This window comes from Streptomyces virginiae (assembly GCF_041432505.1).
Taxonomy (GTDB): Bacteria; Actinomycetota; Actinomycetes; order Streptomycetales; family Streptomycetaceae; genus Streptomyces; species Streptomyces virginiae_A.
Window position 1 is genome coordinate 2,709,529 of record NZ_CP107871.1, and the last position, 26,394, is coordinate 2,735,922.

24 protein-coding genes and 1 riboswitch are annotated in these 26,394 nt (G+C 70.2%); of the genes, 7 read left to right on the forward strand and 17 right to left on the reverse strand.

The genetic code is table 11. The annotated features are described in order from the left end of the window. Positions 1–20: 20 nt before the first annotated feature. The 5 genes from OG624_RS12705 to OG624_RS12725 form a co-directional block, all read right to left on the reverse strand. Positions 21–1,136 (reverse strand): hypothetical protein, encoded by a 1,116-nt coding sequence (locus OG624_RS12705; RefSeq protein ID WP_051763397.1) that lies wholly within the window; start codon positions 1,134–1,136, stop codon positions 21–23. Positions 1,137–1,209: 73 nt separating this feature from the next. Continuing rightward, the gene (locus OG624_RS12710; protein WP_033221856.1) at positions 1,210–2,265 is read right to left on the reverse strand and encodes a C40 family peptidase; all 1,056 of its coding nucleotides are present in this window, start codon (positions 2,263–2,265) and stop codon (positions 1,210–1,212) included. Positions 2,266–2,509: 244 nt separating this feature from the next. After that, positions 2,510–3,538 (reverse strand): C40 family peptidase, encoded by a 1,029-nt coding sequence (locus OG624_RS12715; protein WP_033221858.1) that lies wholly within the window; start codon positions 3,536–3,538, stop codon positions 2,510–2,512. A gap of 253 nt (positions 3,539–3,791) precedes the next feature. Next, positions 3,792–5,156 (reverse strand): NYN domain-containing protein, encoded by a 1,365-nt coding sequence (locus tag OG624_RS12720; RefSeq protein WP_033221860.1) that lies wholly within the window; start codon positions 5,154–5,156, stop codon positions 3,792–3,794. Positions 5,157–5,196: 40 nt separating this feature from the next. After that, entirely contained in the window at positions 5,197–5,436 is a 240-nt protein-coding gene (locus tag OG624_RS12725) for a hypothetical protein (protein WP_008738811.1), read from the reverse strand. Between the two features lie 136 nt (positions 5,437–5,572). Here OG624_RS12725 and OG624_RS12730 point away from each other — a divergent pair, with 136 nt between their 5' ends. Beyond that, on the forward strand, positions 5,573–6,295 hold the full coding sequence (locus OG624_RS12730; protein WP_033221988.1) for a rhomboid family intramembrane serine protease: 723 nt from the start codon (positions 5,573–5,575) through the stop codon (positions 6,293–6,295). Beyond that, positions 6,292–6,573, forward strand: coding sequence for an Lrp/AsnC family transcriptional regulator (locus OG624_RS12735; protein ID WP_030013053.1), 282 nt, complete (start codon positions 6,292–6,294; stop codon positions 6,571–6,573). Before OG624_RS12730 ends, OG624_RS12735 begins: the two co-directional genes overlap by 4 nt. Before the next feature lie 587 nt (positions 6,574–7,160). Here OG624_RS12735 and OG624_RS12740 read toward each other — a convergent pair. From OG624_RS12740 to ctaE, 6 genes are all read right to left on the reverse strand, one after another. Continuing rightward, positions 7,161–8,546, reverse strand: a complete 1,386-nt coding sequence (locus OG624_RS12740) for an aminotransferase class V-fold PLP-dependent enzyme (RefSeq protein WP_326747892.1) — start codon at positions 8,544–8,546, stop codon at positions 7,161–7,163. A 222-nt stretch (positions 8,547–8,768) separates the two neighbouring features. Beyond that, positions 8,769–8,885: riboswitch (SAM riboswitch) on the reverse strand. A gap of 91 nt (positions 8,886–8,976) precedes the next feature. Continuing rightward, positions 8,977–10,041, reverse strand: coding sequence for an anthranilate phosphoribosyltransferase (gene trpD, locus OG624_RS12745; protein ID WP_033221864.1), 1,065 nt, complete (start codon positions 10,039–10,041; stop codon positions 8,977–8,979). 178 nt (positions 10,042–10,219) lie between these two features. After that, positions 10,220–11,845 (reverse strand): cytochrome bc1 complex cytochrome b subunit, encoded by a 1,626-nt coding sequence (gene qcrB, locus OG624_RS12750; protein WP_033221866.1) that lies wholly within the window; start codon positions 11,843–11,845, stop codon positions 10,220–10,222. Further along, a complete protein-coding gene (gene qcrA, locus OG624_RS12755) occupies positions 11,842–12,900 on the reverse strand; it encodes a cytochrome bc1 complex Rieske iron-sulfur subunit (protein ID WP_033221868.1) in 1,059 nt (352 codons plus the stop codon). Before qcrA ends, qcrB begins: the two co-directional genes overlap by 4 nt. After that, entirely contained in the window at positions 12,897–13,706 is an 810-nt protein-coding gene (gene qcrC, locus OG624_RS12760; RefSeq protein WP_033221874.1) for a cytochrome bc1 complex diheme cytochrome c subunit, read from the reverse strand. Before qcrC ends, qcrA begins: the two co-directional genes overlap by 4 nt. A gap of 77 nt (positions 13,707–13,783) precedes the next feature. Then, positions 13,784–14,404 (reverse strand): aa3-type cytochrome oxidase subunit III, encoded by a 621-nt coding sequence (gene ctaE, locus OG624_RS12765; RefSeq protein WP_033221876.1) that lies wholly within the window; start codon positions 14,402–14,404, stop codon positions 13,784–13,786. A 199-nt stretch (positions 14,405–14,603) separates the two neighbouring features. Between ctaE and OG624_RS12770 the strand changes: the two genes are divergently transcribed. After that, complete coding sequence (locus OG624_RS12770) at positions 14,604–15,005, forward strand: hypothetical protein (protein WP_033221878.1); 402 nt, start codon at positions 14,604–14,606, stop codon at positions 15,003–15,005. A gap of 108 nt (positions 15,006–15,113) precedes the next feature. Here the strand turns inward: OG624_RS12770 and OG624_RS12775 are convergent, their stop codons facing one another. The 4 genes from OG624_RS12775 to ctaC form a co-directional block, all read right to left on the reverse strand. Next, on the reverse strand, positions 15,114–16,361 hold the full coding sequence (locus OG624_RS12775) for a L,D-transpeptidase (RefSeq protein WP_033221879.1): 1,248 nt from the start codon (positions 16,359–16,361) through the stop codon (positions 15,114–15,116). Positions 16,362–16,486: 125 nt separating this feature from the next. Beyond that, positions 16,487–16,885, reverse strand: a complete 399-nt coding sequence (locus OG624_RS12780; RefSeq protein WP_033221882.1) for a cytochrome c oxidase subunit 4 — start codon at positions 16,883–16,885, stop codon at positions 16,487–16,489. After that, positions 16,882–18,612, reverse strand: coding sequence for an aa3-type cytochrome oxidase subunit I (gene ctaD / locus OG624_RS12785; protein ID WP_030731132.1), 1,731 nt, complete (start codon positions 18,610–18,612; stop codon positions 16,882–16,884). The genes OG624_RS12780 and ctaD overlap by 4 nt, the downstream gene beginning before the upstream one ends. Further along, positions 18,609–19,583, reverse strand: coding sequence for an aa3-type cytochrome oxidase subunit II (ctaC, locus tag OG624_RS12790; RefSeq protein WP_033221885.1), 975 nt, complete (start codon positions 19,581–19,583; stop codon positions 18,609–18,611). The genes ctaD and ctaC overlap by 4 nt, the downstream gene beginning before the upstream one ends. Positions 19,584–19,866: 283 nt before the next feature. Between ctaC and OG624_RS12795 the strand changes: the two genes are divergently transcribed. Further along, positions 19,867–21,246, forward strand: a complete 1,380-nt coding sequence (locus OG624_RS12795) for a cysteine desulfurase/sulfurtransferase TusA family protein (RefSeq protein WP_161295791.1) — start codon at positions 19,867–19,869, stop codon at positions 21,244–21,246. Positions 21,247–21,547: 301 nt separating this feature from the next. Here OG624_RS12795 and OG624_RS12800 read toward each other — a convergent pair whose 3' ends face one another. Then, positions 21,548–22,522, reverse strand: a complete 975-nt coding sequence (locus OG624_RS12800; RefSeq protein ID WP_033221889.1) for a carbohydrate kinase family protein — start codon at positions 22,520–22,522, stop codon at positions 21,548–21,550. 131 nt (positions 22,523–22,653) lie between these two features. Between OG624_RS12800 and OG624_RS12805 the strand changes: the two genes are divergently transcribed. Then, positions 22,654–22,893 (forward strand): hypothetical protein, encoded by a 240-nt coding sequence (locus OG624_RS12805; protein WP_033221891.1) that lies wholly within the window; start codon positions 22,654–22,656, stop codon positions 22,891–22,893. Positions 22,894–22,964: 71 nt separating this feature from the next. Next, the gene (locus OG624_RS12810; protein ID WP_266357796.1) at positions 22,965–24,425 is read left to right on the forward strand and encodes a hypothetical protein; all 1,461 of its coding nucleotides are present in this window, start codon (positions 22,965–22,967) and stop codon (positions 24,423–24,425) included. Positions 24,426–24,522: 97 nt separating this feature from the next. Here the strand turns inward: OG624_RS12810 and erpA are convergent, their stop codons facing one another. Continuing rightward, positions 24,523–24,879, reverse strand: a complete 357-nt coding sequence (gene erpA, locus OG624_RS12815) for an iron-sulfur cluster insertion protein ErpA (RefSeq protein WP_030010511.1) — start codon at positions 24,877–24,879, stop codon at positions 24,523–24,525. A gap of 292 nt (positions 24,880–25,171) precedes the next feature. Between erpA and nadA the strand changes: the two genes are divergently transcribed. After that, a complete protein-coding gene (nadA, locus tag OG624_RS12820) occupies positions 25,172–26,359 on the forward strand; it encodes a quinolinate synthase NadA (protein ID WP_030731114.1) in 1,188 nt (395 codons plus the stop codon). Positions 26,360–26,394 lie beyond the last annotated feature (35 nt).

Sequence of the window (26,394 nt, forward strand, 5' to 3'; positions counted from 1 at the left end):
TGCCAACGTACCGGACGCCCTCAGCGGAACTCCGCCCGCAGGGCCTCCTGCCAGTCCTTCGTCAACGCGTCCGGGTCCACTGCGAGGGCCCCGCGCACGGCCACCGGCCACGGCTCGCGCCCGGCCCTCCCGTACAGGTCCACCAGCGCCGCCTCGCCCCACCTCCCCGCGATCAGCCGGCAGGTCAGCCAGGCGCCCTCGTACGCCCGGGCCAGCGCCTCCGGATCGCCGCCGAAGGCGAAGTCCTCCGCCCCGGGCAGCGCGCCCGGCACCTCGCCCCGCCGTACGGCCCTGGCCAGGGCCGGGGCGGCCTGCTCCGGCGTGACCTGGGTGCCGCGGTAGGCGGCCCAGTCCGCGAAGCCCTCGGAGAGCCACAGCGGGGTGGTGGCGGTCGTCGCCGCCCGGGTGGCCACATGGGTGACCTCGTGGGTCAGGATCACCCCGCGACCCGACGGACTGAGCTGCCCCCACCCCTGCGGGTTCACGACGACCCGGTCGGCGGGGGCGGGGGCCGCGCTCACCCGGCCCGTGGTGACGGCCCCCATGCCCCGGTACTCGGCCGCCGGGCGACCCAGCAGCTCCGCCATCCGCTCCAGGGACCCGGGCACCAGCACCACGGCCCGGCCCGCCCAGGGCCCCGGCCAGGCGGCGCTCGCCGCGGGCACCGCCCGGTCGGCCTCCGCCGCGATCGCGGACAGCGTCCCCGCCTCCTGGCCGACGCCCAGCACCAGCGCATGGGCACCACGGACCACCGTCACCGGGCCCTGGTCCCACAGCTGCGGCAGCGCGCCCGGCGCGGCCCGGTCCCCGGTGACCTGCCACCGGCCGCCGTCCCGGGTCAGCCGCACCTCGCGCGCCGAGCCGGCCGCGGCCGCGTCGTAGCCGCTCAGCCGGTAGCGCAGCTCGGCCCGTGCGGTGGCGGCGGCGCCGTCGCGCCGGACCGCGGAGACCTCGTACGCCCAGCCCTCCAGCGGGATCCCGGCGAGAGCCGCGGGCGGTGTCCGTGACCAGTCGGCGACGGCCTCCCGGATGTCCCGCTCGGCGCCGTCCCGCGGGGCGGGCGCGCCGCACCCGGCGAGCAGCGCGCTCAGCAGGAGCGGCAGCACGCGGACGAGGAACCGGCGGACGGGGGACATCCGACGATCGTACGCACGGGTCCGCCAGGGGGTGTCTTGCCGATCAGGCCGGGCCCGACCGACAAGACACCCGCTAGGGCCGGGTCACCGAGGAGACGGGCATCATCCCGACCGGGTCGTAGCGGACCCTGGCCCCGGGATACGGGGCGTGCACCACCTGGCCGTTGCCGACGTACATGCCGACGTGGCTGGCGTCCGAGCGGTACGTCACCAGGTCGCCGGGGCGGGCCTGCGAGAGCGGCACCTGCCGGCCGGCGTGCCGCTGGGCCTGGGAGGTACGCGGCAGCGAGACCCCGGCCTGCCGGTACGACCAGACCATCAGCCCGGAGCAGTCGAAGCCGGAGGGACCGGTGGAGCCCCACACGTAGGGTCGGCCGACCGCGGCGCGGGCCGCCATGACGGCGGTCGCGGCGCGCCCGGAGGACGGGCCCAGGGAGGACAGCTCGGGCAGTCCCTCGGGGCGGCCCCCGGAGCGCGAGGCGCGTTCGTAGTCGGCCCGCTCCCCGGAGGGCATGGCGTTGAGCAGCCGGCGGGCTGCCGCGAGCTTCGCGGTGACGGAGCGCTTGTGCCGGGCCACGTCGGAGCGCAGGGCGTCGAGTTCGGCGAGTTTCCCGGCGGCCTCCCGGCGCTCCTGGCCGAGTTCGCGCTGCTCCTCGCGGAGTTCCTCGAGCTGGCGGGCCTGCCGGCCGGTCAGCCGGTCGAGGGCGGCCGCCCGTTCCAGGTAGGCGTCGGGGTCCTCGGCCAGCATCAGCCCGATGGCGGGGTCGATGCCGCCGCCCCGGTACTGGGCCCCGGCGTAGGTGCCCAGGACGCCCCGCATGGTGTTGATGCGCTCCTGGCCGCGGGCCACCGCGTCCTGGGCCCGGTTGACCTCGACGCGGAGCCGGTCGGCCTTCTCGCCCGCCTCGTTGAAGCGTTCGGTGGCCTGCTCGGCCTCCTCGAAGAGGCGGTCGACCTGGGCGCTGATGCCCGTTCTCGCCCCGCCGCCGGGTTCGTGAGGGAGGCCGGGTGCCGCGCTCGCGGGTACGCCCGTCATGGCGACCGCGGCCGTGGCCGCGGCGGCGGTGAGGACGGTGACCTTCGTGTTCCGGTCGAGGCTGCCGAGCCCGGCCCGGCGATGGGACGCCACGTGAAACCGCTCCCTTCCGCTGCGCGGGGCCCGGGTCCGCCCCCCGTGGACGGCCGTGTGCCGGGTTCCGCGCTGGCAGACAGTAGCGGCGTGACCACACACCGGCCAACGACCGTCGGCGGGCGCACATGCCGACGCCCCGCAGGAGACGCAGGTCACCGGCGGGGCGTGCGGTCAGACGTGGGCCCGGGAATTCGCCCGGATGGGCGGTGTCGGGCGCGTCCCGTACTGCGGGGCGGAGGGGTCAGCCGACCCGGACGCCGAACTGGAACGGCATGTTGTCCATGGACTCGTACTTGATGCCGCTGCGCGGGTTCGAGGCGTGCAGCGTCATGTTGTTGCCGGCGTAGAGGCCGACGTGGTGCAGGTCGCCGTAGAAGAAGACCAGGTCACCGGGCTGGAGCTGGCTGCGGCCGATGCGGGTGCCGTCGTTCACCTGGGTGAAGGTGGTGCGGCTGATGGTGACGCCGGCCTGCTTGTAGGCCCACTGCGTCAGCCCGGAGCAGTCGTAGACGTTGGGGCCGGTACCACCGGACTGGTAGGTGAAGCCCAGCTTCGTCTTGGCGGCTTCGAGGGCGGCGCCGGCACGGCCGGAGGCCTTGACGTTGCCGAGGTCCACGCGCTGGCTGTCGGCGCGGCTGGCGCGCGACTCCTCGTCCTTGAGCGCCGCGCGCTCCTGCGTGGTCAGCGAGTTGAGCAGGGCCTGGGCCGCGGCGAGCTTCTCGGCGGAGACCTTCTTCTTCTCGCCGAGCTCCTTGCGGGTGGCGTCGAGGTCGGCGAGCTTGCCGGCGGCCTCCTGGCGCTGCTGCGCGAGGGTGCGCTGCTTCTCCTGGATCCGCTGGACCGACTCGACCTGCTTGCCGCTCAGGTGCTCCAGGGAGGAGGCCTTGTCGAGGTAGCTGTCGGGGTCCTCGGAGAGGAGGAGGGCGAGGGAGGGGTCGATGCCGCCGCTGCGGTACTGGGCGCTGGCCATCGAACCGAGCGTGCTGCGCAGCTCGTTGACGTCGCCCTGGCCGCGCGCGACCTGGTCCTGGAGCTGGCCTATCTCCTTCTCGAGCTTGTCCTGGCGCTCCTTGGCGCCGTTGAACTTCTCGGTGGCCTGCTCCGCCTCTTCGTAGAGCGCGTCGACCTGGGCCTTGACCTCGTCCTTGCTCGGCTTCGCCGGCGCGGCGGAGGCGCTCTGGGCGGTGAGGGCGACGGCTGCGGCCGCGACCGAGGTGAGCACGGTCACACGAGCGCGGTTCGGCTGCTTGGGTCGACGGTGGGACGCCACGAAGGCGAGCTCCTTCTTCCTGGGAGCCGCCGAAGAACGCAACTCGGCAGCACCTTCGCTGCCACCCCGAATGAGTGATCTACCGCACGAAGGTTTGACCAGACCCTAGTGACCCATCTGTGATCAGTTCAAATCCTGCCGGGAAAAAATTCGGTCCCCCACCAGGTTCTTTACCTACAGCGCACGCTCTGTGCAGAGCACTTGACGGTGCGTCCCCCGCGAGTCCCATCAATTCGGGCATCAGGGCGAGGAGTTACGAAACGCGCGAAAGCCGCTTCAGCAACAAAGCGGACGTCACGGGCCGTGCGCCCGCCTTGGCCACCCCGTCGGCGACCTCCCGGTCCGTGGAGACCACGACCACCGGCCGGCCGGGCGGCTCCGCACGCACCAACTGGCGGATCAGCTCGTCCGCCGTCACCCCGGCCTTGGAGAACAGCACCCGCACCCCGCGCGGCGGCGCGAGCAGCACCGGGGCCGCCAGCTCCGCCCCGTCGAAGACACAGGTCATCTCCGCGCCCGTCTGCGCGGCCAGCATCGACAGCCCGCCCAGCAGCCGCAGCCGCTGCTTCTCCAGCGGCATCGTCGGATAGCCCGTCTTGGTCACGTTGTACCCGTCGACCACCAGATGGGCCTGAGGCAACGCCAACAGCTGGTCCAGCAACGCCGGATCGGTCTCCGACAGAGCCCGGGCCGCGATGTCCTTCGGCGTCATCCGGCCCGGCTCCACCGCGTCCACGGTATCGGCCGGGCGGGTGTTCACCGGCGGCAGCGCCAGCTCGCGGCGCAACCCCTGCGCCGCGTCCAGCACGGTGTCCAGCAGCAGCCGCAGCCGCATGTCCTCGATGCTGCGCCCCTCACGGGTGGCCCGGCGCGAGGTCTCCAGCGCCGTCTCCACCTCCGCGAGACGGGACTTGAGCCGCCGGGACTCGCTCTCGGCGGCGGCCACCCGGGCGGCCGCGTCGCCGCGGATCCCGTCGATCTCCGCATTCACCTTGCGCAGGGCCGCGTCACCCCGCTTGACGTCGCTGAGAGCACTGCGCAGCTTGCGCTGAAGCGATTCCGCTTCCTTGCGGGCCGCGTCCAGTTCGACCCGGACCTGCTCCCCGCCCGCGCGCTGCAGCTCCCGCGCGTGGGCCAGCTCCTCGCGCAGCCGCTCCAGCTCGCGCCGGGTCTCCTCACCCACCCGCTCGGCGTCGGCGCGCTGCGCCTCCTCGCCCGCGGCGGCCACCAGCTTGACCCAACCGGCCGGCCGCAGGACGAACGCGGCGGCCGCCACGTCCAGCGGATCCGCGGCGGCCGGGGGCGCGCCGGCCTCCAGCGCGGCGGCCAGATCGGCCTGCGCCTCACGCAGCTTCTCGGCGACCCTGCTGCGGAACACGGCGTCGGTCTCGACCGCCGCGGCCATGGCGTTGCCCGCGAACTTGGCGCGCCGGGTCGGGGTGAAACGGGCGTACTGGCGCAGCTGCGCCGGGAGGTCCGCGACCGTCAGTCCGCCGAAGGCGTCCGAGACGAGCGCGACGACCCGACGCCGCACGCCTTCCGGCAGCGGGTGGTCGAGCGCCTCGGCGGCGTCGCCGGCCGCGTCGGCCGGCTCAGCGCCGCTTGCTGGCTCCACAATCCGTCACCCCTACCGTGATCTTCCTGTGGGTGCGTCTCCGTCAGGAGTCCGCGCCCGGCCTGTCCACGAGTTCGATCTGGTCCACCGCGTTGCACCAGCGACAGCGGACCGACTCGATGGTCTCATTGACCACCTCGCGTTCCTCGACCTTGGGCTCCCCGGCGAGGTCCAGGTGGACGTACTCCACGACCTTCGACGAACGGGTCACGTCGAAGCGCGTGAGGTTGCCGCACAGGGTGCAGCGCCACCGGGTGGTGTCGGTCGGCAGGGGAACCGTCATCAGGCCGCTCTCTCCTTCGTAGCTGATTCAATTAAAGCCGTCCGCGCCGCCGTATGCGTCGTCCTGCGGACCGCAGCTCGTAACCCTACGGCCTGCCACCGCTTCAGGTGGGTCCCCTTACGTCATGCTCTGTCACATGATCGTAAAGTGGCGGGCCGTTCGCGAGGCCGCCCGGGGACCGGTGGTCACCCATGCGCTGATCGCGGGCTGCGCCGTGGTGTTCGTTCTCGGCCCCGCCTCGGGGCTCAACCCGGCCTACGGGACGGGGGATGAGCTGCTGTCCGCCGGGACGGCCTACTTCCGACGCTGGGGCGTGGTCCCGGACGAACTGTTCACGGGCACCCCCCGAGCCTGGCTGACCCCGCTGACGGCCTTGTTCGTCCACGGCAGCTGGCTGCACCTGCTGGGGAACATGCTGTTCCTCCATGTCTTCGGTGCGATGGCGGAGGAACGGATGGGCCGCCCGGCGTTCCTCGGCTTCTACCTCTGCACGGGCTACCTCGCGATGGCGGCGTACGCGGCGGCCAACGCGGGCTCCCCGCAAACGCTGGTCGGAGCCTCCGGCGCCATCTCGGCCGTCCTGGGCGCGTTCCTCTTCCTGCTCCCGCGGGCGAGGGTGACGAGCCTGTTCCCGTTCCTCTTCTTCCTGCCGCTGCGGTTCCCGGCGTGGCTCGTGCTGCTGTTCTGGTTCGCCCTCCAATGGGTGGCGGCGCAGCGGGCCGGCAGCGGGCCGGGGGTCGCCTATCTGGCCCATCTGGTGGGCTTCTCGCTCGGCTTCCTCTACGCGTGGGCCCGATATCGGGGTACGACTAGAGTGAGACGACCAGCGACGGCCACCGAGGGAGACAGCCAGCCGTGATCACCGCGATCGTGCTCATCAAGACCAGCGTGGACCGGATCCCCGAGATCGCCGAGTCCATCGCCGCCCTCGAGAACGTCAGCGAGGTCTACTCCGTCACGGGGACGTACGACCTGATCGCGCTGGTCCGCGTGGCCCGCCACGAGAACCTGGCGGACATCATCCCCGGCCGCATCAGCAAGATCCCGGGCGTCGAGGCGACGGACACGCACGTGGCGTTCCGCACGTACTCCCAGCACGACCTGGAAGCGGCGTTCGCCATCGGCCTCGACGCGTAGCCCCTGCGGGGTGCTCGGCGGTGCCCCTGCTGGTGGCTCGGCGGTGCGCGGCGTGTCCCGGGCACTGCCCGGACCCGCGCCCCAATCGCCGGCGGGGCCGGTTCCCCTGCGGGGTCGCTCGGCGGTGTGCGGTACGGCTCGGGCTGCGCCCGGGGCCGCGCCTCAAACGCCGGCGGGGCTGGATTTGCGGGCCCGTGCCTCGATGTGGGGCGGGGCCGGCTATGGCGGGTCGGTGTCTTGAAGGGTCGGGGTGGGGGGCCGGGGTGGGGTGTCTCCTCGGCTCGCGCCTTACTGGCATGTCTCGGCTGTGGGGCGGGGTTGCGCGCTCGTCCTGCGGGGACACCCCGCCCCGTCCCCCCACCCCTCGGGCCGTCTCTGTCGAAGCCCCGGCGTGGGGCGGGGGCACGCAGGAGGGTCCCCGCAGGACGAGGCGTGACCTGGGCCGTCTTGCCGGGACATGGCCGCGCACGCCGAGCCGAGGAGACCCTCGTGCGGGGCCCCGCACCACCCGCACCACCCAGCCCCGCCGGCGATTGAGGCGCCCCGCCCGGCAAGGGCAAAGTCCAGCTGAACACCGCAGGGACACCTCAGGCGACGGGAACGCAGCGGCCTTCCTCCGTGCGGTACTGCCACTTGGCTCCGGAGGTGACCAGTTCCTTCACCGCGCCGACGAAGCGGTCGACGTGCTCGTCCGGGGTGCCGGCGCCGAAGCTGACGCGGATCGCGTTCAGGGAGCGCTCCCCCGGCGCCGCCTCGGGGGCTCCGCATTCGCCCTGGGCCTGCGGCTCGCTGCCCAGCAGGGTCCGCACCAGCGGGTGGGCGCAGAACAGGCCGTCGCGGACGCCGATCCCGTACTCGGCGGACAGCGCGGCGGCGAAGTGGGAGCTGTTCCAGCCGTCCACGACGAAGGAGATGACGCCGACCCGCGGGGCGTCGTCCCCGAAGAGGGAGAGGATCCGGACCTCGGGAACCTCCGCCAGGCCCGACCGGACCTTCGCGATGAGCTGCTGCTCGCGGGCGACGAGGTTCTCGAAGCCCGCCTCGGTCAGGGCCTTGCAGGCCGAGGCGATGGAGTAGACGCCGATGACGTTCGGGGAGCCGGCCTCGTGGCGGGCGGCCGTGGTGTGCCACTCGACGTCCACGCCGCCGTCCTCGCGGCGGGCCACCTTGCGGGAGGCGCCACCGCCCGCGAGGTAGGGCTGGGCGTCCTGGAGCCAGTCGGCGCGGCCCGCGAGGACCCCCGAGCCGAAGGGCGCGTAGAGCTTGTGTCCGGAGAAGGCGACCCAGTCGACGTCGAGTTCCTGCACGGAGACGGGGTGGTGCGGGGCCAGTTGGGCGGCGTCCAGGACGATGCGGGCGCCGTGGGCGTGCGCGGCGGCGGCGAGTTCCTTGACGGGCCACAGCTCGCCGGTGACGTTGGAGGCGCCGGTGACGCAGACCAGGGCGGGGCCGTAGGGGACGCGGTCGGCGAGGGCCCGCTCCAGGGTGGCGACGGCTTCGGCCGGGGTGCGCGGGGCGTCGAGGTAGGTGACCTGTGCGTCGACCCAGGGCAGCAGGGAGGCGTGGTGCTCGGTCTCGAAGACGAACACCTGGCAGTCGGCGGGGAGTACGGCGGCGAGCAGGTTCAGCGAGTCGGTCGTGGAGCGGGTGAAGACGACCTGGTCGGTGGGGCGGCAGTCGAGGAACTCGGCGACGGTGACCCGGCTCTGCTCGAAGAGGTCGGTGGAGAGCTGCGAGAGGTATCCGGCGCCGCGGTGCACGCTGCCGTAGTAGGGGGCGTACGCGGCGACGTCGTCCCAGACGCGCTGCAGGGCGGGGGCGCTGGCCGCGTAGTCGAGGGCCGCGTAGGTGACCTCGCCGCCGGTGACGAGGGGGACGGTGACGTCCCGGCCGAGGACGGCGAGCGGCTCGGCACAGGCGGGGTCGACGGTGGCGGTGGTGGTGGCGACGGCGGTGTTCAGGGATGCGGACATGGCGGTATCTCCCGGCAGGCAGGGCTGAATGGCTTCGGTGTGCCCGTACGCGGGTACGGCGCTGCGGCCGTCCGGGGTACGGGAGGGTCCTCGGACCGCGCGGGGCGGGGGTACACGGAAGTGACCCTGATCCGAGGGTGAAGTAGGGGCGGAGTCGCCCTATCGCATTCGCTTGCTCACGGAAAAAGCTCCTCGAGAAGACCAGGACCCCTGGTGTCGAGGGATCCGCGCTTGCCGTAGGCCTTGCTGCCTACGACCTGGTCATCACCCGGGGCACCCCGCCACGGAAGGAGGGTTGCCGGACAGCAAGCCGGGGCCTAAACGCTGTCACTCGTGACCTGGTCAGCATCCTGCCACAAGATCGCCCGAAGGCAAGACCCCGGTCCGAATGGCGGACCGGGGTCGTCGCTTTCACGCCGTTCTCGTACGGCTACGCGTTGCTGGCGGTGACCCAGCGCTCCAGGGCGGCCCGCGCCGCGCCGGAGTCGATGGACTCCGCCGCACGGGCGATACCGGCCGTGAGCTGCTCCTCCAGGCTGCCGGGGCCGGGGTCGAGGGCGACCAGGGCGGCCGCCGAGTTGAGCAGCACGGCGTCGCGGACCGGGCCGGTCTCGCCGGCCAGCAGGCGGCGGGCCACGTCCGCGTTGTACGAGGGGTCGCCGCCGGCCAGGGCGGAGACGCCGACCAGGGGGATGCCCACGTCACGGGGGTCGAAGGCCTGCTCGGAGACCTTGCCGTCACGGACCCACCAGACGCGTGAGGTGGAGGTCGTGCTCAGTTCGTCCAGGCCGTCGTCGCCGCGGAAGACCAGCGCGGAGGAGCCCCGTGAGGCGAGCACGCCCGCCACGATGGGTGCCATCCGGGGGTCGGCCACGCCCGAGGCCTGGGCGCGTACCCGGGCGGGGTTGGTCAGCGGGCCGAGGACGTTGAAGGTGGTGCGGATGCCGAGTTCCTTGCGGGCCGCCGCGACGTGGCGCAGGGCCGGGTGGAACTTCACCGCGAAGCAGAAGGTGATGCCCGCTTCCTCGGCGACCTCCGCGACGCGCGCCGTGCCGAGGTCGAGGTTGACGCCGAGCTTCTCCAGGACGTCCGAGGAGCCGCTCGCGGAGGACGCGGCCCGGTTTCCGTGCTTGACGACCTTGGCGCCGGTACCGGCGACCACGATCGCCGACATCGTGGAGATGTTCACCGTTTTGGCTCCGTCGCCACCGGTGCCGACGATGTCGACCGTGCGGCCGGGTACCTCGATCAGGTTGGCGTGCGCGTACATCGCCCGTACGAGGCCGTTGATCTCCTCGACGGTCTCCCCCTTGGCCCGCAGCGCGACCATGAAGCCGGCGATCTGGGCGTCGGTGGCTTCTCCGCGCATGATCCGGTCCATGGCCCAGGCGGTGTCCTCGGCGGTCAGGTCCTGGCCGGTCAGCAGAGCGTCGAGAACGCCCGGCCAGCCACGGGCCGCCACGCTGTCGCCGCCTGCCGGGGTCGCAACGTTCATGGTCCGCTCCTGCTGTCGGTGGGCCGTCCTCATGCTCTGGCGCCACGTCTGATCCGTCAGGGTTCAGCCTATCCAGCCCCGGTTACGGCAAAGAGCCCCGTCCAGACACTGGACGGGGCTCTCGCCGTGGCGACACCAGGACTGACCGAAATCAATCCCTCATGCGTTCATACGGGGATCAGTGGTGGCCGTGGCCGGACTGGATCTCCTTGTATTCCTCCACCGTGGGCTTCGGAATCTGGTTGTTCTCACCGTAGAAGCCCTGGCTGAGCTTCGCGCGCAGCTTCTCGGTGGCCTTCACCTTGCGCTCGACACCGTTCTCGTCGACCGTCGGGCCGATCTCGATCGGCTTGTACTGCTCGTGCGCGGTGAGCTTGTGCAGCTGGCCCGCCGGGAGCGGCTCGTGGACCTCGACGAACTCACCGTGCGGCAGACGCTTGATGATGCCGGTCTCGCGACCGTGCAGCACCTTGTCGTGGTCCCGGCGCTGGAGGCCGAGGCAGATCCGCTTGGTGACGATGAACGCCAGCACCGGGACGACGAAGAAGCCGATCCGGACGAACCACGTGATCGAGTTGATCGACAGGTGGAAGTACTGGGCGAACATGTCGTTGCCGCCGCCGATGAGGAGCACGATGTACTCCGCGATCCAGGCGACACCGAAGGCGGTGCGGGTCGGGACGTTGCGCGGGCGGTCCAGGATGTGGTGCTCGCGCTTGTCCCCGGTGACCCAGGACTCGATGAAGGGCCAGACGGCGATCGCGCCGAGGACCAGCGGGAAGAGCAGCAGCGGGATGAACACGCCCAGGACGAGCGTGTGGCCCCACAGGTTGATCTCCCAGCCGGGCATGGCTCGGATCAGGCCTTCCGGCATACCCATGTACCAGTCGGGCTGCGCACCGGTGGACACGTGGTCCGGGCGGTACGGGCCGAGCGCCCAGATCGGGTTGATCGTGGCGATGGCCGCGACGGCCGAGATGACACCGAAGACCAGGAAGAAGAAGCCTCCGGCCTTGGCCATGTAGACCGGCAGCAGCGGCATGCCGACGACGTTGTTGTTCGTCTTGCCGGGGCCCGCGAACTGGGTGTGCTTGTGGTAGAAGACCAGGATCAGGTGGGCCACGAGCAGGCCCATCATGATGCCGGGCAGCAGCAGGATGTGCACCGAGTAGAACCGTGCGACGAAGTCGCCGCCCGGGAACTCCCCGCCGAACAGGAACATCGACAGGTAGGTGCCGACGACCGGGACGGACAGGATGGCGCCCTGCATGAAGCGGACACCGGTACCCGAGAGCAGGTCGTCCGGCAGCGAGTAACCGGTGAAGCCGGTGAACATGCCGAGGACCAGCAGCAGGAAGCCGAAGATCCAGTTGACCTCACGGGGCTTGCGGAACGCGCCGGTGAAGAAGACGCGCATCATGTGCACGATCATCGCCGCGACGAAGATCAGCGCCGCCCAGTGGTGGATCTGACGGATCAGCAGGCCACCGCGGACGTCGAAGCTGATGTCCAGCGTCGAGGCGAAGGCCTCGGACATCATGACGCCCTGCATCGGCACGTACGAGCCGTGGTACACGACCTCGTTCATGCTCGGGTGGAAGAACAGCGTCAGGTACACACCCGTGAGGATGATGATGATGAAGCTGTAGAGGCAGATCTCACCCAGCATGAAGGACCAGTGGTCCGGGAAGATCTTGCGCATGTTGGCCTTGGCCAGGCCGTAGATGCCCAGGCGGCCGTCCGCCCAGTCCGCTACGCGCTCGCCGGCCGGCGCTTTGCGCTGGTTGTTGTCGCTGGTGCTCATCCGCGCTCCCAGAATGCAGGACCGACGGGCTCTTCGAAGTCGCCGAGCGCTTCGAGGAAGCCTTCGTCATTCACGCCGATCCGCAGCTGCGGAAGCGCGTGACCGGCCGGGCCGAAGATGACACGGGCGCCGTCGGAGAGGTCGAAGGTGGACTGGTGGCACGGGCAGAGCACGTGGTGCGTCTGCTGCTCGTACAGGCTGATCGGGCAGCCGACGTGGGTGCAGATCTTGGAGTAGGCCACGATCCCGTCGTGGGACCACTCCAGTTCCTGCTTGTCCTTGATGTCGTCCGGCTGGATACGGACGATCATCAGGGCGGCCTTGGCGATCTGGACCTGGAAGTCGTGCTGCTCCTCCTCCAGGCCTTCCGGCCTGGCGAAGGTCAGCGACCCGACGAGCACGTCCTCGGGACGCAGCGGCTCGTTCGTGTTGTCGTTGATGAGCAGCTTGCCCTTGGCCCACAGGGTCTTGCGCAGCTTCTCCTCGGGCAGCGGGCCCAGGTCGCGCAGCAGCATGACGCCGGCGAGCGGCACCATGGCCATCGCGCCCAGCATCGTGTTGCGGATCAGGGGGCGTCGGCCGATGCCGGACTCGTTCGCGCCGTCGGCGAAGTCCTGCAGGACCTGCGCCTTGACCTCCGGCGGAGCGGCGATCTCGTGGCGCTCGGCGGCGACCTCGACGTCGGACATCAGGGTGCGGGCCCAGTGGACCGCGCCCGCGCCGATGCAGAAGAGGGCCACGCCCAGGGTCAGGCCCAGGGAGAAGTTGAGCGCGCTGACCTTCCCGATGGGGAAGATGTAGACGATCTTGTCGACCGGGAAGATCACGTAGGACGCGATGAAGCCGATCGTCGCCAGCATCGACACCGTGAAGAGCATCGCGACGGTGCGCTCGGAGCGCTTGGCCGCCCGCTCGTCGATGTCCTGGATGCGGGGCTTGTGGACCGGCAGGCCCGGGTCGGCGAACGGGTCGTCCGCGACCGCTACGCCACTGTGGTGGGCGTCGCCCTGCTCGCTCGGCAGGTGCTTCTCTTCGGGAATCTCTTGGCTACTCATGACTTCTTGGCCTTAGCGGTGTGGGCCGCGACCCAGACGGCGACAGCGATCAGCGCACCCAGGGCGAAGATCCAGCCGAACAGACCCTCGGAGACGGGGCCGAGGCCACCGAGCTTCAGGCCGCCGGGGCTGGTCGACTTCTCGCCGTTGACGTTCTGGAGGTACGCGATGATGTCCTTCTTCTGCTTCTCCGGCATGGTGCTGTCGGGGAAGGAGGGCATGTTCTGCGGGCCGGTCTGCATGGCCTCGTAGATGTGCTTCGGCGAGACGCCCTCGAGGTTGGGGGCGTACTTGCCGTTCGTCAGCGCGCCGCCTTCGCCGGTGAAGTTGTGGCACTGCGCGCAGTTGTTGCGGAAGAGCTCACCACCGTTGGCGATGTCGGCGCCCGCCGGGTCGTACTGCTTCTCGGTCGGCGTGATCGGACCGGCGCCGAGCGACGCGATGTACGCGGCCAGCTGGTCGATCTGCGCCTGGTCGTAGATGACGGGCTTCTTCGGCACCTGGGCGCCGGGCTGCTGGGCGGGCATGCGGCCCGTGCTCACCTGGAAGTCGACGGCCGCGGAGCCGACGCCGACCAGGCTCGGGCCGTCAGAGGAACCCTGACCGCCGGTTCCGTGGCAGCTTGCGCAACCCACGGCGTAGAGCTTCTTGCCCTCCTCGATGGCGAGGGACTGGGCGGTTTCATCGGCCTGCGCCTTGCCCGCGGGGGCGAAGGCGGCGTACAGCCCCCCAGTGGCCGCCAGCGCGAGGAGTAGAACGACGACCGCCGCCAGCGGATGGCGTCGTCGTGCGGAGAGCTTTTTCACGGATTACCCCGGTGTCAGGATCTTCTGCGTCGGTGTGTCTGGATGGAGTGCCGGGTCTTCGCCCGGTGACGTGTTCGCTACTTGATCAGGTAGATCGTCGCGAAGAGGCCGATCCAGACGACGTCGACGAAGTGCCAGTAGTAGGACACGACGATGGCCGACGTGGCCTGTTCGTGGGTGAACCTCTTGGCCGCGTACGTCCGGCCGAGGACCAGCAGGAAGGCGATGAGACCGCCCGTCACGTGCAGCCCGTGGAAGCCGGTGGTCAGGTAGAACACCGAGCCGTACGGGTTGGACGAGAGGGACAGGCCCTCATGCTTGACCAGCTCGGTGTACTCGAACACCTGGCCGCCAATGAAGATCGCACCCATGACGAACGTGATGATGAACCACGTCCTGAGCTTCTTCACGTCACCGCGCTCGGCGGCGAATACGCCGAGCTGGCAGGTGAGCGAGGAGAGCACCAGGATCGTGGTGTTCGTCGCCGAGAAGGGCAGATTCAGGGCCTCGGCCTGTTCTGTCCAGAACTCGGGACCCATCACGGATCGCAGGGTGAAGTACATCGCGAAGAGGGCCGCGAAGAACATCAGCTCGGAACTCAACCAGATGATGGTTCCGACGCTGACGAGGTTCGGCCGGTTGACCGTCGGGTGCGCGTGCCCGGTATCTACTGTCGTTGCTGTCGCCACGACCGACATTATGTCGGTCGCTTATCCCGCCCTCACCCCGGGGGGTGCCGTTCGGAGTGTCAGGGGCGTGTGCAAGGCCCGAACGGCCCATCAGATGAGCCCTGCGCGCGGTCACCTGCGACATGTTCGAACCGATGTTGACGACGCACCGGGAGGAGTAGCATCCCGCGCAACATCAACGTGATTCACGGCCACGTGGAGGAACGAAATGCGGGCGACTGCGCGGGTTCTGGTCTACAGCGACGACGCGGGCACCCGGGAGCAGGTGCGGCTGGCGGCGGGACGCAGGCCCGCCGCGGACCTGCCGCCGGTGGAGTTCCTGGAGTGCGCGACGCTGCCGGCGGTCCTGTCGGCGCTGGACGCGGGCGGTATCGACGCGTGCGTGCTGGACGGCGAGGCGGTTCCGGCCGGGGGCATGGGTGTGTGCCGGCAGATCAAGGACGAGATCTTCCGGTGTCCGCCGGTGCTGCTGCTGATGGGGCGCCCGCAGGACGCCTGGCTGGCCACGTGGAGCCGTGCGGACGCGGCCGTGACCCTTCCGGTGGACCCGGTGCAGTTCGCGGAGACCCTGGCGGGCCTTCTGAGGACCCGTCTGTCCCTGGACGCCTGATCCGTCCTACGGGGCCGCACGTGCCCCGCAGAGGGCCTTTCGGGTGAACAGTGGCCGGGATTCTCCCCCCGGACGGCGTCCGGGGGGAGAGGCCGGGCCGCGGACCACCTAGACGGTGGGGCGCAGGCGGGCCTGGTCGACCGGACTACGGCCTTCCTCGGTGCCCTTGAGCAGGGCGCTGCCCTGGCGCCAGTCCTTCCAGTCCATGTTCCAGTCGCCGAAGCCGTTGCCGAAGACGTCCATGTCGTCGCCGATGCTGTTGATCACCTTGACGATGTCGCCCTCGGTGATGTTCTCGTAGAACCAGGCGGCGTTGCCGGTGCTCATGCCCGTGCAGCCGTGGCTGACGTTCTCGTAGCCCTGGGAGCCGACGGACCACGGCGCGGCGTGGACGTATTCACCACTCCAGGTGACGCGGGTGGCGTAGTAGACGGGCAGGTTGTAGTACTCGCTGCCGCCGATGCCGACGGTGTCGCCGCGCATCTGTACGAAGTACTGCTTGCCCAGCACCACCTTGATGCCGTTGCGGGTGGAGAAGCCGGGCTTTCCGGTGGTCACCGGAATGGTGTTGATCACTTCTCCGTTGCGCTTGAACGTGAGGTAGTGCGAGGAGGCGTCGGTGGTGACCTCGACCCGGTCCCCGATCTCCAGCTTCAGCGGCTTGGCGACGGCTCCGTGGAGCTCGTCGGTGATCCTGACGCCCTCCAGGTTGCTCCGTACGGAGACGGCGGAGTGGGCGGGCCAGTAGTCCTTGGGCCGGTAGTGGAGGTTCTTGTCGTCCACCCAGTGCCAGGCGCCCTCGACTCCGGGCGGGGCGTCGATGACGAGGCCCCGTTCCACGACGGCGCGGGCGGCCTTGTCCTTGACGGGCTCGCTGAGTTCGGCGGTGATGGGCTGTCCGACGCCGTACTTGCCCTCGTCCGGGCCGAATTCGACCTTCAGGATCCCCTTGGACGGGGTGGTGTCGAAGGTGAGCGTGCGCTGCCCGGGGGCGCCCCGCTCGTCCTCGGTGCTCACGGTGACCGTGTAGCGGACGCCTGAGGCCATCGGGGTGGTGCTGTGCCAGCGGTCGCCCTTGGCGCTCAGTTCGCCCGCCAGGCGGCGGCCGTGGGTGTCCACGGCCAGCACATCGGTGATCCGGCCGGCACCGCTCTTGGCGGTGATCTCCAGGGGCCGGTCGGGGTCCACGGGGCGGCTGCCGGCCCGCTGGTTGAAGGCGACCTGCTCGCCCGCGTCGTACGGGCGGGCTGACAGCGGGTTCTTGTCGCCGGACCCGCATGCGGTGGCGCCGGCCCCGAGGGACGCGACCAGCAGGGAGCAGCTGAGTACCGTCCAAAGACGCGGTGAGTGCTTCATGGATCCAACGCTATGAAGATATGACAATTACGGCGCGCGGGGTGACTGCAAACGAGGGGCCCGGGCTCCTCCTGAAGGAGGTGCCCGGGCCCCAAGTGCTGCGCGGCGCGGCCGCGACGGTGCTGCTACTGGTTCTGGTTCTCACCGCGGTAGTACTCGTACACCCAGCCCCACAGGCCGATCATGATGATCGGGGCCGAGAAGTACATGAGCCACCAGCCGAAGACGACGCCCAGGAACGCGAGCGCACCGCCGATGCCCAGCGAGAGCGGCTGCCAGCTGTGCGGGGAGAAGAACCCCAGCTCGCCCGCCTCGTCGGCGACGTCGGCCTCCAGGTTGTCCTGGGCCATCTCGTCGACACGCTTGGCCGTGAAGGCCAGGTAGTAGCCGATCATGACGCTCAGGCCGAAGGCCAGGAAGAGCGCGGTGGTACCGACGGGCTCCTTCGACCACACGCCGTACACGACGGCCATGATCAGGATGAAGAAGGAGAGCCAGAGGAACATCTTGCCCTGGATCTTCACTTGTCGGCCTCCTTGCCACCGGTGACGGCCTTGGCGGCGACGCTGTGGTCCTCGAGGTGGTCGAGGGCCGCGATCTCAGGGTGGTGCAGGTCGAACGCCGGCGACTCGGAACGGATCCGCGGCAGGGTGAGGAAGTTGTGCCGCGGCGGCGGGCAGGACGTCGCCCACTCGAGCGAACGGCCGTAACCCCACGGGTCGTCGACCTCGACCTTCTTGCCGTACTTGGCCGTCTTCCAGACGTTGTACATGAACGGCAGCATCGACAGGCCGAGCACGAACGAGCTGATCGTCGAGATCGTGTTCAGCGCGGTGAAGCCGTCGGCGGCGAGGTAGTCCGCGTAACGACGCGGCATGCCCTCGGCACCGAGCCAGTGCTGCACCAGGAAGGTGCCGTGGAAGCCGATGAACAGCGTCCAGAACGTCATCTTGCCGAGGCGCTCGTCCAGCATCTTGCCCGTGAACTTCGGCCACCAGAAGTGGAAGCCGGCGAACATCGCGAACACCACGGTGCCGAAGACGACGTAGTGGAAGTGCGCGACGACGAAGTACGAGTCGGAGACGTGGAAGTCCATCGGGGGCGAGGCCAGGATGACGCCGGTCAGACCACCGAAGGTGAAGGTGACCAGGAAGCCGATCGTCCAGAGCATCGGGGTCTCGAAGGACAACGAGCCCTTCCACATGGTGCCGATCCAGTTGAAGAACTTCACACCGGTCGGTACCGCGATCAGGAAGGTCATGAAGGAGAAGAACGGAAGCAGCACACCGCCGGTGACGTACATGTGGTGGGCCCACACGGTCACGGAAAGACCGGCGATCGCGATCGTCGCGGCGATCAGACCGATGTAACCGAACATCGGCTTACGGCTGAAGACCGGGATGATCTCGGAGACGATTCCGAAGAATGGCAGCGCGATGATGTACACCTCTGGGTGCCCGAAGAACCAGAAGAGGTGTTGCCATAGCAAGGCGCCGCCGTTCGCGGCATCGAACACATGCGAACCGAACTTGCGGTCGGCCTCCAGCGCGAAGAGCGCGGCGGCCAGCACCGGGAAGGCGAGCAGGACCAGGACACCGGTCAGCAGCACGTTCCAGGTGAAGATCGGCATGCGGAACATCGTCATGCCGGGAGCGCGCATGCAGATGATCGTGGTGATGAAGTTGACCGAGCCGAGGATCGTGCCGAAGCCGGAGAAGGCCAGACCCATGATCCACATGTCGGCGCCGATGCCCGGCGAACGGACCGCGTCCGACAGCGGGGAGTAGGCGAACCAACCGAAGTCGGCGGCGCCGTTCGGCGTGACGAAGCCGGCCACCGCGATGGTCGAGCCGAAGAGGTACAGCCAGTACGCGAACATGTTCAGCCGCGGGAACGCCACGTCGGGCGCGCCGATCTGCAGCGGCATGATCCAGTTGGCGAAGCCCGCGAAGAGCGGGGTGGCGAACATCAGCAGCATGATCGTGCCATGCATGGTGAACGCCTGGTTGAACTGCTCGTTCGACATGATCTGCGTGCCCGGACGAGCCAGCTCGGCGCGCATGAAGAGCGCCAGCAGACCGCCGATGATGAAGAACACGAACGACGTGACCAGGTACATCGTGCCGATGGTCTTGTGGTCGGTCGTGGTCATCCACTTCACGACCACGTTGCCCGGCTGCTTGCGCCGTACCGGCAGCTCGTTCTCATACGAGTCGGCGGCGGCACCCTGGGATTCGTTGAGGATGCTCACAGTTTGTTCACTTCCGCATTCCGCGCCGGGTCGCTCTGCTGGATACCGGCCGGGAGGTAGCCGGTCTGACCCTTCTCCGCCAGATCCTTCAGGTACGCCCGGTAGTCCTCAGGGGAGACGACCTTGACGTTGAAGAGCATCCGGGAGTGGTCCACGCCGCAGAGTTCGGCGCACTTGCCCATGAAGGTGCCGTATTCGGACGGGGTGACCTCGAAGACGTTGGTGTGGCCCGGAATGACGTCCTGCTTGAACAGGAACGGGACCACCCAGAAGGAGTGGATCACGTCGTTCGACGACAGGATGAAGCGGACCTTCTCACCCTTGGGGAGGACCAGGGTCGGACCCGGGTTGCCCGTCTGGGGGTTCCGGTCGCCCGGGACGCCCTTCTGGTAGACGCCCTCGGCGCCCGCCGGGAAGTCCTTGGTGAAGCGGTCCGGGATGGAGGCGAGCTCCTTGGGGACCGCGCCCGCCTTCGGGGTGGCCGCGTCGCCGTCGACGTTCTCGACGTAGTTGAAGCCCCAGCTCCACTGGAAGCCGATCACGTTGATCGTGTGCGGCGGCTTCGGGGTGAGGGCCAGCAGCTTCGACTCGTCACGAGCGGTGAAGTAGAAGAGCACCGAGACGATGATCAGCGGGACCACGGTGTACAGCGCCTCGATGGGCATGTTGTACCGGGTCTGCGCGGGCACCTCGATCTTCGTCCGGCTGCGCCGGTGGAAGATGACGCTCCAGATGATCAGGCCCCACACGAGGATGCCCGTGACCAGCGCGGCCGCCCAGGATCCCTGCCACAGGGAGAGGATGCGCGGCGCCTCCTCGGTTACCGGAGTCGGCATCCCGAGGCGGGGGAAGTCTTTCCATGTATACGAGCAACCAGTGGCGGTCGCCAGGACCACGCCCGCAGTCAGCGCCTGCAGCAGCTTCCGCCGCATCGGGCGCCGCGGCGAGCGGTCGGAGCCGTAGGGACTCACGTAGCGCCTTCCCGAGAGTCTCGGCCCGCGCGGCCGGCCGCGGCCGTGTTCGGGTCGGTCGCCGGCCCTGACGCAGGCAGGGGTTTGGATGTTTATGCGGACCAAACCCTACTGGACGCTATTTGGGGTCGCGCGGGGAGGGTGCCCAACGCGCCGCTACTGCCCCCGAAGGGATGGATCCGCCGTCCGGGGGACGGTGCGAATGGCCCTGAATGGCGGGCTCCGGGGCGCATCTGACGCCCCCTGACCTCGAACGCTCGGGGGCCGGCGCTAGCGTGGCCGGATGCCCTACTTCGACAGCGCGTCCGCCGCTCCCCTGCACCCCGTGGCCCGCCAGGCGTTGCAGGCCGCCCTGGACGAGGGCTGGGCCGATCCGGCCCGGCTGTACCGGGAGGGCAGGCGCGCCCGGCTGTTGCTGGACGCGGCCCGGGAGGCCGCCGCGGAGGCGGTGGGATGCCGGGCCGACGAGCTCGTGTTCACTCCTTCGGGGACGCACGCGGTTCACACGGGGGTGGCGGGGGCCCTCGCGGGGCGCCGACGCGTCGGAAGTCATCTGGTCGTATCGGCGGTCGAACACAGTTCGGTATTGCACGCGGCCGAGGTGCACGGGGCGCGCGGCGGGACGGTGACCGAGGTCCCGGTGGACCGGTGGGGCGCGGTGACGCCCGCCGCCTACGCGGACGCGCTCACCCCGCAGACCGCCCTCGCCTGCCTCCAGTCGGCCAACCACGAGGTGGGCACGGTCCAGCCGGTGGCGGAGGTGGCCGAGGTCTGCGGGGCGGCCGGGGTGCCGCTGCTGGTGGACGCGGCCCAGTCGCTGGGCTGGGGTCCGGTGGAGGGCGCCTGGTCGGTCCTGGCCGCGAGCGCGCACAAGTGGGGCGGCCCGCCCGGGGTCGGCCTGCTGGCGGTCCGCAAGGGGGTGCGCTTCTCCCCCCAAGGCCCCGCGGACGAGCGGGAGTCGGGGCGCTCCCCCGGTTTCACGAACCTGCCCGCGATCGTGGCCGCGGCGGCTTCGCTGCGGGCCGTACGGGCCGAGGCCGAGGCGGAGGCGGCCCGGCTGCGGGTCCTGGTGGACCGTATCCGGCGGCGGGTGGTGCGGCTGGTCCCGGACGTGGAGGTGGTGGGCGATCCCGAGCGGCGGCTGCCGCACCTGGTCACCTTCTCCTGTCTGTACGTCGACGGGGAGACGCTGCTGCACGAGCTGGACCGGGCCGGTTTCTCGGTCTCCTCGGGCTCCTCGTGCACGAGCTCCACGCTGACCCCCAGTCACGTGCTGCGGGCGATGGGCGTGCTGTCGGAGGGGAACGTACGGGTGTCCCTGCCGCCGGGGACCCCGGCGGAGGAGGTCAACGCGTTCCTGGAGGTACTGCCGCGCGCGGTGGCGGACGTACGGGAACGGCTCGGCGTGTCGGAGCCCCCGGCGGTGGCGCCGGTCGCGGACTCGCTGGAGCTCGACGCGCTGGGGCTGCGGTGCCCGCAGCCGGTGATCGAGCTGGCGCGGGCCATCGTGACGGTCCCGGTGGGCGGGACGGTCACGGTCGTCTCCGACGACGAGGTGGCCCGGCTGGACATCCCGGCGTGGTGCGCGATGCGGGGCCACACGTACCTGGGCGAGACCCCCCGCGAATCCGGCTCCGCCTACACGGTCCGCCGCGCCGTCTGACCGGCCCCGCCCCCATCCGGCTGCGCCGGGCTTATTCAGCCTCGCCACCTTTGGGCCTCGGCCGGGCAAAACCAGCCTCGCCGGCGTTTGAGGCGCGGGTCCGGGCGGAGCCCGGTGCCCGGCGGAGCCGGGTTCCCTGAGGCTCCGCCCCAGACCCCGCGCCTCAAACGCCGGCGAGGCTGAAGATGGCCCGGCCCAGGCTGAACAGGGTGCGGGTTCACCCGCGAACGCCGGCGATCGAGGCGCAAAGCCACCACGGCGGTGGGGGTGGGCCCCCACCGCCCGGGACGGGCTGCGGCCGTCAGGAGAGGTGGGCGCGGACCTCCGCCGCGGCTTCCTCGCCGTAGGCCTTCGTGAAGCGCTCCATGAAGTGGGCGCGGGCCAGCGCGTACTCCTGGGTGCCCAGGGTCTCGATGACCAGCGTCGCGAGCATGCAGCCCAGCTGCGCCGCGCGCTCCAGGCCGACGCCCCAGCCCAGACCCGTCAGGAACCCGGCGCGGAACGCGTCGCCGACACCCGTCGGGTCGACCTTCGCGTTCTCCTCCGGGCAGCCGACCACGATCGGGTCCTCACCGACGCGCTCGATCCGGACGCCGTTGGATCCGAGCGTGGTCACGCGGGTGCCGACCTTCGAGAGGATCTCCGCGTCGGTCCAGCCGGACTTCGACTCGATGAGGCCCTTCTCGTACTCGTTGGAGAAGAGGAAGGTCGCGCCCTCCATCAGGGTGCGGATGTTGTCGCCGTCCATCCGGGCGATCTGCTGCGAGAAGTCCGCGGCGAAGGGGATCCCGCGCGTGCGGCACTCCTCCGTGTGGCGCAGCATCGCCTCTGGGTCGTCGGCGCCGATGAGGACGAGGTCGAGCCCGCCCACCCGGTCGGCGACGGCCTTCAGCTCGATCAGGCGGGCCTCGCTCATCGCGCCCGTGTAGAAGGAGCCGATCTGGTTGTGGTCGGAGTCCGTGGTGCACACGAAGCGCGCGGTGTGCAGGACCTCGGAGATCCGGACGGACTCGGTGTCGACGCCGTGCCGGTCCAGCCAGGCGCGGTACTCGTCGAAGTCGGAGCCGGCGGCTCCGACGAGGATCGGGCGGCTGCCGAGCTGCCCCATACCGAAGCAGATGTTCGGGCCGACCCCTCCCCGACGGACGTCGAGGTTGTCGACGAGGAAGGAGAGGGAGACCGTGTGCAGCTGGTCCGCGACCAGCTGGTCGGCGAAACGGCCGGGGAAGGTCATGAGGTGGTCGGTGGCGATGGAGCCGGTGACTGCGATGCGCACGGCGTGGACGCTCCTGCTGAGGACGGCGAGGGACAGTCAAAACTACCCGGTAAGCGGCCCCTGGCAGTACCCCGGAAACTACCCCTTAGTAGGTCTTTCTTCGCGCGAGTTCGGAAGCCTACGGTGCCTCCATGACCTATACCGACGGTTTCGGCTACTGCGAGTACAGCGCCGACAAGCGTGGCACGGAAGCCCCACGGCAGCCCGGTTTCGCCCGTCTGCTCGGTGACTGCGCCCGGATGGCCCCGCACTGGACGGTCCCGGCTGAGCCGCGGCCGGTCCGCGTGGCCCCTTCGCAGATCCACGGGATCAGCGTCCCGCCGGCCTCGGCTCGGCTGATCGCCGCCACGTCCGTGTACGGGGATCAGTAGGAGGGAACCGGTTGCGCTCCCGGTCCGTCACACCCGCATCAGGTACGACGGACCGGTGAAGGAGCGATGCGGTGACCAGCGAAGAACCCGACGACACATCACGCGGCACACGGCGGCGGCCCGCCTGGGCCGTCGGTTCGATCGCGGCGGCCGTCCTGCTCGCGGGCGGCGGTACCGCGTACTGGGCGTCGACCGCCTACGGCGACGGTGGGTCGGGCCACCGCAAGGCCGAGAGCGCGGCGTCCGCGCCCCGTGACGCGGGAGACCCCTCGGGGCCGGGCATCGCGCCCGGGGAGCCCGACCCGTCCGGCGAGGGGGTGGTCTACCGGGCCGACGTGAAGCTTCCGGAGGCTCCGGCGAACGCCCCGACCTACGCCCTGTCCGGCGAGGTCACCTCGGCGGAGGTGGCCCGCCTGGCGGCGGCTCTGGGTCTGCCGGGTGAACCGCGGCTGAGCGGGGACGTGTGGCTGGCCGGGGAGGCCGCCGACGGTTCCGGGCCCCGGCTCACGGTGTCCCGTACGGCGCCGGGGACGTGGAACTTCGCCCGCTTCCAGGCGCCGGGCGACGGCAGCGGGAGCGGTGCCGGGGACGACTGTGTGCGCGGCAAGGACACCTGCGGCCCGGCCACCCTCCCCCGCGATGTCGGCGGCGGGAGCGCGGGCGGTGGGGCCGAGACGGGCAAGCCGGTGTCGGAGGAGGCCGCCAAGGCCGCCGCGGCCCCCGTACTGGCCGCCGCGGGGCTGGAAGGAGCCCAGCAGGACGCCCGGATGAACCAGGGTTCGGTACGGGTGGTGGCCGCCGATCCGGTGGTCGGCGGGCTGCCCACGCAGGGCTGGTCCACGAAGGTCAGCGTGGGCTCCGACGGCTCGGTGGTGGGGGCCGACGGGGAGCTGAAGGCTCCCGTACGGGCGGCCGAGCAGCCGGTGGTCGGGGCCGTGGAGGCGCTGGCCCGGCTGAACGCGAAGTCGGGCGGCGGCGGGGGCAACCCCGAGCCGAGCGGATGCGCGAGCGCGGTCCCTCTGGCGGCGGACGCCCCGGTGGCGGCCACGGACACGGTGCCGTGCAACCCGGAGCCGCGGCCGATGAAGCCGCCGCGGACGGAGACGGTGAAGGGGGCGGTGCTCGGGCTGGTTCCGGGCACGGTGAACGGGGCGCAGGGTCTGGTGCCGGCGTGGCTCTTCGAGGTGGCGGGCCAGGGTGGCGCGCCGGGCCACACGGTGGCCCAGCCCGCGGCGGCCCAGGAGAGCACTCCCGGCCCGAAGGACGGTCGTACCGTGCCCGGATTCTCGTACGCGGAGGCCGACCGGAAGCTGACCGTGAACTTCTGGGGCAGCGTGTGCAGCACCTACGCCGTGGAGGCGCGGGAGCAGGCGGAGTCGGTGATGGTGAAGATCACGGACACGCCGAAGAAGCCGGGTCAGGCCTGCATCATGCTGGCGGAGGAGATGTCGGTGTCGGTGACGCTGCAGCAGCCGCTGGGTGACCGCAAGGTGATCGACGCGACCACCGGCAAGCCGCTCCCCCGGCAGTAGCCGCGGGCTCCGTAGGAGCGGCGCGGACACGTGACGAGGGCCCGCCCCCGGGTCGGATTCGACCGGGGGCGGGCCCTCGTCACGCGTGTGTCCAGGTTTAGCTGAACGAGTCGCCGCAGGCGCAGGAGCCCGTGGCGTTCGGGTTGTCGATCGTGAAGCCCTGCTTCTCGATGGTGTCGACGAAGTCGATCGAGGCACCGTGGAGGTACGGGGAGCTCATCCGGTCCGTGACGACCTTCACACCGTCGAAGTCCTTCACGACGTCCCCGTCGAGGGAGCGCTCGTCGAAGAAGAGCTGGTAGCGCAGGCCGGAGCAGCCACCGGGCTGGACGGCGACGCGGAGCGCCAGGTCATCGCGGCCTTCCTGCTCCAGCAGGGTCCTGACCTTCTCGGCGGCGGCGTCGGACAGGAGGATGCCGTCGCTCACAGTGGTCTTGTCGTCCTGTACGGACATCTGCATTCACTCCCGAAGTGGGCGGCTCCCCGCCGGAGGCGAGGAAACGTCGGACTCTTGCCGTCGGTGGCAACGAGCGGGACCGCGGATTCATTCCGGGACCCGACGCTTGTTTCAGATATTCCATGCTCGCACACCGCGCGAGGGGGTGGGCCCGGCGAATCGTGGGCTGATGCGTCACATTGACACTATCGGCATCGTCAAACTGACGTGAAGCGGTTATGATAGATAACGTCAAGTAGACGAGAAGTCGAAGCGATGATCCAGAAATCCTTGTCGCAGAACAGAAAGGGTGCGTGTCGTGACCACCGCCCAGCCCTTGGACGTCCAGCCGACGCCCCTTGCCCTGCTGCTGCTCGGCCGTGAGGCCGACCCCAAGAGCGAGCGCGGGGTGGAGTGCCCCGGCGACCTGCCCTCGCCGTCGGACCCGAACCTCGTGGAGCGTGCCCGCGCGGCCAAGGAGAAGCTCGGGGACAAGGTCTTCATCCTGGGCCACCACTACCAGCGTGACGAGGTCATCGAGTTCGCGGACGTCACCGGCGACTCCTTCAAGCTGGCCAAGGACGCGGCCGCCAAGCCGGAGGCCGAGTACATCGTCTTCTGCGGCGTGCACTTCATGGCCGAGTCCGCGGACATCCTGACCTCGGACGACCAGAAGGTCGTCCTGCCGGACCTGGCCGCCGGCTGCTCGATGGCCGACATGGCCACCGCCGAGCAGGTCGCGGAGTGCTGGGACGTGCTGACCGAGGCCGGCATCGCCGACACCACGGTGCCCGTCTCGTACATGAACTCCTCCGCGGACATCAAGGCCTTCACCGGCAAGCACGGCGGCACGATCTGTACCTCGTCCAACGCGAAGAAGGCCCTGGAGTGGGCGTTCGAGCAGGGCGAGAAGATCCTCTTCCTCCCGGACCAGCACCTGGGCCGCAACACCGCCGTCCGCGACATGGGCATGTCCCTGGACGACTGCGTGCTCTACAACCCGCACAAGCCGAACGGCGGCCTCACCGTCGAGCAGCTGCGGAACGCCAAGATGATCCTGTGGCGCGGGCACTGCTCGGTGCACGGCCGGTTCTCGGTCGACTCGGTCAACGACGTCCGCGCCCGGATCCCCGGCGTGAACGTCCTGGTCCACCCCGAGTGCAAGCACGAGGTCGTGGCGGCCGCGGACTACGTCGGCTCGACGGAGTACATCATCAAGGCGCTGGAGGCGGCCCCGGCCGGTTCCAAGTGGGCCATCGGCACCGAGCTGAACCTGGTCCGCCGCCTGGCGAACCGATTCGCCGCCGAGGACAAGGAAGTCGTCTTCCTCGACAAGACGGTCTGCTTCTGCTCGACGATGAACCGCATCGACCTCCCGCACCTGGTGTGGACCCTGGAGTCCCTGGCCGAGGGCAACCTCGTCAACCAGATCCAGGTCGACAAGGAGACGGAGAGCTTCGCGAAGCTCGCGCTGGAGCGGATGCTGGCGCTCCCGTAGCCGCCGTCCTCCCCCGCGCACGCCCGAAGGGCCGC

Excerpts from the sequence above, each read along its gene's own strand:
- OG624_RS12705 (WP_051763397.1), bottom strand. The coding sequence starts at position 1,136 with ATGTCCCCCGTCCGCCGGTTCCTCGTCCGCGTGCTGCCGCTCCTGCTG.
- OG624_RS12725 (WP_008738811.1), bottom strand. The coding sequence starts at position 5,436 with ATGACGGTTCCCCTGCCGACCGACACCACCCGGTGGCGCTGCACCCTG.
- OG624_RS12730 (WP_033221988.1), top strand. The coding sequence starts at position 5,573 with ATGATCGTAAAGTGGCGGGCCGTTCGCGAGGCCGCCCGGGGACCGGTG.
- OG624_RS12740 (WP_326747892.1), bottom strand. The coding sequence starts at position 8,546 with ATGTCCGCATCCCTGAACACCGCCGTCGCCACCACCACCGCCACCGTC.
- trpD (WP_033221864.1), bottom strand. The coding sequence starts at position 10,041 with ATGAACGTTGCGACCCCGGCAGGCGGCGACAGCGTGGCGGCCCGTGGC.
- qcrB (WP_033221866.1), bottom strand. The coding sequence starts at position 11,845 with ATGAGCACCAGCGACAACAACCAGCGCAAAGCGCCGGCCGGCGAGCGC.
- qcrA (WP_033221868.1), bottom strand. The coding sequence starts at position 12,900 with ATGAGTAGCCAAGAGATTCCCGAAGAGAAGCACCTGCCGAGCGAGCAG.
- ctaE (WP_033221876.1), bottom strand. The coding sequence starts at position 14,404 with ATGTCGGTCGTGGCGACAGCAACGACAGTAGATACCGGGCACGCGCAC.
- OG624_RS12770 (WP_033221878.1), top strand. The coding sequence starts at position 14,604 with ATGCGGGCGACTGCGCGGGTTCTGGTCTACAGCGACGACGCGGGCACC.
- OG624_RS12775 (WP_033221879.1), bottom strand. The coding sequence starts at position 16,361 with ATGAAGCACTCACCGCGTCTTTGGACGGTACTCAGCTGCTCCCTGCTG.
- OG624_RS12795 (WP_161295791.1), top strand. The coding sequence starts at position 19,867 with ATGCCCTACTTCGACAGCGCGTCCGCCGCTCCCCTGCACCCCGTGGCC.
- OG624_RS12805 (WP_033221891.1), top strand. The coding sequence starts at position 22,654 with ATGACCTATACCGACGGTTTCGGCTACTGCGAGTACAGCGCCGACAAG.
- erpA (WP_030010511.1), bottom strand. The coding sequence starts at position 24,879 with ATGTCCGTACAGGACGACAAGACCACTGTGAGCGACGGCATCCTCCTG.